The sequence below is a fragment of the Sinorhizobium saheli genome (genome assembly GCF_001651875.1).
Classification (GTDB): domain Bacteria; phylum Pseudomonadota; class Alphaproteobacteria; order Rhizobiales; family Rhizobiaceae; genus Sinorhizobium; species Sinorhizobium saheli.
Genome location: NZ_LNQB01000023.1, coordinates 1 through 4,938 on the forward strand (window position 1 = coordinate 1; position 4,938 = coordinate 4,938).

The 4,938-nt window shown below is 57.6% G+C and carries 5 protein-coding genes and 1 pseudogene; 3 read left to right on the forward strand and 3 right to left on the reverse strand.

Annotated elements, in window-relative coordinates:
- Positions 1-96 precede the first annotated feature (96 nt).
- Positions 97-234: a hypothetical protein gene (locus ATB98_RS28485; RefSeq protein WP_153435554.1), complete on the reverse strand. Its 138-nt coding sequence runs from the start codon at positions 232-234 to the stop codon at positions 97-99.
- Positions 235-1,095: 861 nt separating this feature from the next.
- On the opposite strand from ATB98_RS28485, the gene ATB98_RS00225 reads away from it, so the two are divergent.
- A complete protein-coding gene (locus ATB98_RS00225) occupies positions 1,096-1,386 on the forward strand; it encodes a hypothetical protein (RefSeq protein WP_066867561.1) in 291 nt (96 codons plus the stop codon).
- Between the two features lie 776 nt (positions 1,387-2,162).
- On the opposite strand, the gene ATB98_RS30400 is transcribed toward ATB98_RS00225, so the two are convergent.
- Positions 2,163-2,348, reverse strand: coding sequence for a hypothetical protein (locus tag ATB98_RS30400; protein WP_327197595.1), 186 nt, complete (start codon positions 2,346-2,348; stop codon positions 2,163-2,165).
- Between ATB98_RS30400 and ATB98_RS30405 the strand changes: the two are divergent.
- Together ATB98_RS30405 and ATB98_RS30410 are read left to right on the forward strand one after the other, a co-directional pair.
- Positions 2,268-2,447, forward strand: a pseudogene (locus tag ATB98_RS30405) (calcium-binding protein); the annotation flags it as partial. The gene ATB98_RS30400 and the pseudogene ATB98_RS30405 sit on opposite strands and share 81 nt — an antisense overlap.
- Positions 2,448-2,676: 229 nt before the next feature.
- On the forward strand, positions 2,677-2,958 hold the full coding sequence (locus tag ATB98_RS30410; RefSeq protein WP_327197596.1) for a hypothetical protein: 282 nt from the start codon (positions 2,677-2,679) through the stop codon (positions 2,956-2,958).
- A 599-nt stretch (positions 2,959-3,557) separates the two neighbouring features.
- Here the strand turns inward: ATB98_RS30410 and ATB98_RS00235 are convergent.
- Positions 3,558-4,691 (reverse strand): MFS transporter, encoded by a 1,134-nt coding sequence (locus ATB98_RS00235; protein ID WP_066867564.1) that lies wholly within the window; start codon positions 4,689-4,691, stop codon positions 3,558-3,560.
- Positions 4,692-4,938: the final 247 nt, after the last annotated feature.

The window sequence follows — 4,938 nt, forward strand, 5'->3', positions numbered from 1 at the left end:
CTCATGGCAGCTCCTCCTGCCATGTTGAATCAGAATCCGACCGAAAGCGGAAGCCTGTTAAACAATAGGTCCTGAGCCTAGTTTCTCCATAGTGTTTCATTCTTCCACGAAATCAGCAGCGGCATGCATCTGCACCTTACGGAAAGCCCTCATCACTATCCTCCAAAGAATGCCGTGATTGCTTCCTTGATGCTGGCCTAGTGCCGCGTCGATCACCTCGGTGGTCCGTTTCATGTCGTGTTCGCGCCAGGAGGGCGCTTCTTGGGTTGGCCGGTTTGATCTTCATTCGCTCCTCAAGGGCTTGCGAGGTTGCAGACGTCGAAGCACGCACCGTGCCAAGGAGAAGAACCTTCTGAAACAATAGGATAGCTCTATTCCGGCCATGTCGCATGTCTGACATTGCCGGAGATCCAACATAGGGCATGTCGAACGCAATCAAGCTGGGCGGCTGAAGGTCATTGGTGGCGACGCCACGATCGAAGGGTTTCGGGGACGAGGTTCGGAAGGCATTTCACCGCGCGGCGTGTGGCGAAACAAGGGCATGGAATTGGACGGGGAACATGCCGTTGCCGGCACCTTCTATGTAGGCCCCTCTCCCGCCGGTATGGTCACAGGTGACGCCCGCGCTGACTATTCAAAGGCGCCGGTCTGCTGCAGTCGTGCGCCCTATCATGCTCGCGCAGGCATATTGCAATTGCGACAGGCGCCGAAGTATCGCATTGGATCGTGGGGCACTTCCTTTCCTACCTGTATTCAGGCCCTGCAGGGACAAAGCAGATTGAGCATTGCAGGGGACCAGCGCCATTGTTGTCTTCCTTCTGACGTACTCATGCCCATTTGCCGGATGACGGATATTCCGATACCTCAACACCTTCCCGGTAAGACCGGGTCGACGCGCTTGAAACGCATGGCATAATTTATGCAAAACGCGGATCGTTCCATGCGGATAGCCAATTTGACCACTCGTCTTTGATGTTAAAAGACTGCAGCTGGCGTTTTAGCGGGAGGAGCCTTCCGCGATGCGATAGGAGTGCCTGGGCTGAAGTTGCTATATCAGACAGTCATTGTTCAAGAACAAGCCTGCAGGATCGGACCATGAGCTCAACGACGGATTTCATTGCAGAGTTGATCAGGGCAGCAAACGGGATAGAGAATCTCACGCACTATGAGGTAAGCCGCCTATTAGACCTCTCAATTGATGCCATCCGCGACATGTGGAGGCAGGCTGGCGTCGCAGGAATACACAGTGTCCGGGACGTTCTTATTGATCTCAGGTTATCGTCGGAGCGCGCCCGAGATCTGCCTCCGGAACAAGTCAGGGACGCTCTCATCGACGCAGCCGACGTCCTCAGATCATTAAAAATTGTACTGGACCGCAATGAGTGAGTTGTTTATGTCCGTTGCCCCCTCAAGCCGCTCGTGACGACTGTATTTCGTTGGTTTAAGGCGGCAACAAGATCCAGTCATGGCGGCGGATCGCCAAGTGAGCCCTTGCTCGGGGGGCAAGATCGCTGGAATTGAACGTGCCGACCAGGTGATGGCAGCTCTAGTCTCGCTCAGAACACTCGAAACTCGTGCAAAACCTCCCGCTTAGGGAAGAATCGTGTGGCGGCTGCCTAAAGAGCCCTTAGGTCCGGCGCCAACCTAGTTAGGGGTGGTGCCAAACAGCAATCCCAGGACCGGTGCGCATATCAACAGCAATAGCCGTCGCCAACGGCGACAAAGGCGACGCAGCGGTCCAGCGACCACACTCAGCCAGTAATGTGTAGACGTCGCCCTCAATTATCCATGAGCATCGGGCGATCGCTTTATGCTTTCCGGCCAGTACTGAAGGAGCATCGCGTACCGAGCGCGCTGTTCTTGCCAAATGGTGGAGGTTTCCATGGTCACAACAGCCGTGATTTGCTCGACCTAGCGGCGGTGGGCGTTGTCCAGGCCCCCCCAGGAGGCGCGGCGAGGCCGAGGATCTGGCTTGCCGCGCGGCGCCACCGGCTCGCGGCAACGCATGCATGATCCCGTGCCGGCGCCGCGTGGGCCAAAAAATTCGAAAGGGTGAAGTCAAGCGCACCGGAGGCATCCGAAATGTGGATGCATCCCATCGACCCAATCGATTACTACAATGGTCCGATGAGGAGTAAAGGAGGTGGTGTTGAGACGCTAAATCATAAGGAGGATCTGCAATGGTAATCCGTGGTGGTCCGAGTGACAACAGCCTCCTGGGCAGTGATGGTGACGATCTGCTTATCGATCCCACCGGCAATGACTGGATCGACGGCGCTTTCGGGAACGACTCCATCTCGTCCGGCGAAGGCAATGACCGAGTGTTCGGTGACGAAGGCAATGACCATGTCTTCGGCGAAGAGGGCAACGACTATCTTTACGGCGACAGTGGCCGCGACAGACCACCCGTGGCCGGTCAGGACAATGACAAGCTTTATGGCGGTCCCGGCGACGATGTTCTCTTCGCCAGTGACGGCAGGGAGTCAGCTGACCGGCGGCGACGGCCAAGACACCTTTGTGTTCCCATCCCACAACCCGGTCCGAGACCCAGCGGGCCGGCCGGACCCGGGTTACACGGTCATTTCGGATTTCGACCCGACGCAGGGTACTTCGACGCGGTGGGCTATTACAGCGACGGTACCAGCGCGAACTTCGTGAACCACGCCAGTTCGCCCGGTGGATACCTTCCACAGCGGTGCGGCCTCGGATGCGAACGGCGAGGACGTCAGGGTTGTCACCGACAAGAGTTTTTACTCGGGCGATGGCGCCGCGAATGCGATCGCCGGCGAGACCACCGGCGACATCATTGTCTACCACGACGACCTGACCAAAAGCGCAGTTCTGGCCTATGTCACCTCCGAAAACCATGCAGATGAGTTCGCTCGCCCAGGCAGTGTGCATGGTTTGGCCGATCTTGCCGGCCTCGGGCTCAGCGGGTGGGACTTCACCTTCGTCTGATCCACAAAGTCCGTACGGAAAGCGCCGCCGCTCAGCGGGGCGCTTTCCTCGCAGCTACTTTGCCGCGGCCACACGAGCGGACGGTGCTGAGCACCATCGGTCAGCGCCTGCGACTAGAACCATCATCTTGTCCTCGCCGGATGGTAAGAATGCGCCTTGATCGGACCGAATAGCACCCGGTTCACATTGGCGACTCTGCCCTACTGTAGCCCATCAGGATCCACGCGCGGCAAACCGGCGGCAGACAGCCGGGCCAGTGTGCGCGAACGCGCGCCTCTGAGCGTTTTCGGAAGCTCGCAGAAAAGACTTCGGGCGCACCCTCGACGGTCTTTGTGCGGGCCGTTTGGTCGAGAGGGTGCTGCGGAGTTCCCACATCATCAAGCTTCAACGCGTACGCGCCTGTAGATGGGATGAACAGAGGTGCAGCCGTTCGAACTGGTCTCCGGCTGCACCGATAAAACCCTTCTTTCAGAGGTCGCGCTGCCGATTTACGTGCCAAAGCCGCTCTAACGCCCGGCGAAGAAAAAAATGCGGAGATCATCATGCGATAGAGCAAGGGCGATTACTTCTTCGCCAGGGTCCCTCATGCAGTTAGGGTCTTATTGCTTGAGCACTGGAGCCAAGACTGCAATTGACGCCGCGAATAGTCCTACCATAAGAAAGCAGACGCGCATGGAGGTTGCTTCGGCGAGAAGTCCAACTGCAAAGGGGCCCAACGTCATAGCACCATACGCGAAGGTTGCGACGGACGCGATGCCTTTCCCGGCTGGCACTACACAATCGGCTGCTGCGCGACTGAAAGCTAAGGGTAGGACGGCTGCGTAGCCGACCCCCATCAGCACGAACCCTACCACGACTAACGGCAAGGTGTCACCGCCAACAATCAGTAGAATACCGAAGACGGCCGACAACCCGCTCAGACGTGCAACAGTTGCGGATCCCAATTGCGTGACCAGAGAATCCGCATTGAGTCTCGTAATCACCATGGCGGCAGAAAAGCCGGTGTAACCCAGGGTGGCATCCGACTGTGCGGTTCCGACTACATCATGCAAATATACCGCACTCCAGTCGAGAGCTGTACCCTCGCCCAATCCCGATGCGAGAGCAATGAGGCCCACAAGCAAAAGAGCGCTGTTGGGCACCGCCAACCCTGCTGCACCCTTGACATGCGTCCGGATAGTTGATTGCCAATCGAGCAGAAGGAAAGGGGCAATGGTCCCGCCGGTCACCACGGCAGTAAAAAGGAAATGAATGTATACTGGGACCTGAAAGGCTGTGGCAACATAACCGCTTGCTGCGCCCAGAACAGCCCCCACACTCCACATGGCGTGAAACGACGACATCACAGACCGCCTCATGTGTTTCTCCACCTCGCTCGCCCAGCTGTTCATAGCGACATCCATCGAACCATGACACATGCCAAATAGAAAAAGCGCGATCGCCAGAAGCGGTATCGTCGGCGCAAGCCCTACAAAAGCAATCGAAAGCAGGAACGGGATCGCGATCATTCGGGCGACCCGCACGGCACCCAAGCTATCGCACAAGCGGCCGGCAATCGGGAACGAAAACAATGCGCCGAGCCCTAGAAGCACCAGCACGCCCCCGAAGCTCGCCTTGTCAAAATGAAAGTGAGCCATCACGGCGGGAACGCGAGAGGCCCAAGTCCCTAACAGGATCCCGTTCAGCAGAAATCCAGCAGCGACACTGCGCCAGGGAGTAAGCAAAGTGGGCATTTTTTCTCCAACATCCCATGGCTCCTGACGCCGGTTGATTTTAGGTCAGGTCGTACCCGGCTCCCTTGTGCATATCCCGCGCAGCCGACTCGGGTATCTACTATTGTCCGCCATCGGCGCTCCCTCGTTTCGAAGCAGGCTACGACTGCATTCCTTGCCGGCCGTCCTAGTGGTTTCCGCCTAACATAAGAGTCCGTATTGGATTCCCTTTGGCGTGTGCATATGCGAGAGTGGCGCATGCGCACAG

Bases quoted from the DNA above. Each gene is read 5' to 3' on its own strand.
- ATB98_RS28485 (WP_153435554.1), bottom strand. From the start codon at position 234: ATGAAACGGACCACCGAGGTGATCGACGCGGCACTAGGCCAGCATCAA.
- ATB98_RS00235 (WP_066867564.1), bottom strand. From the start codon at position 4,691: ATGCCCACTTTGCTTACTCCCTGGCGCAGTGTCGCTGCTGGATTTCTG.
- ATB98_RS30400 (WP_327197595.1), bottom strand. From the start codon at position 2,348: ATGGTCATTGCCTTCGTCACCGAACACTCGGTCATTGCCTTCGCCGGA.
- ATB98_RS00225 (WP_066867561.1), top strand. From the start codon at position 1,096: ATGAGCTCAACGACGGATTTCATTGCAGAGTTGATCAGGGCAGCAAAC.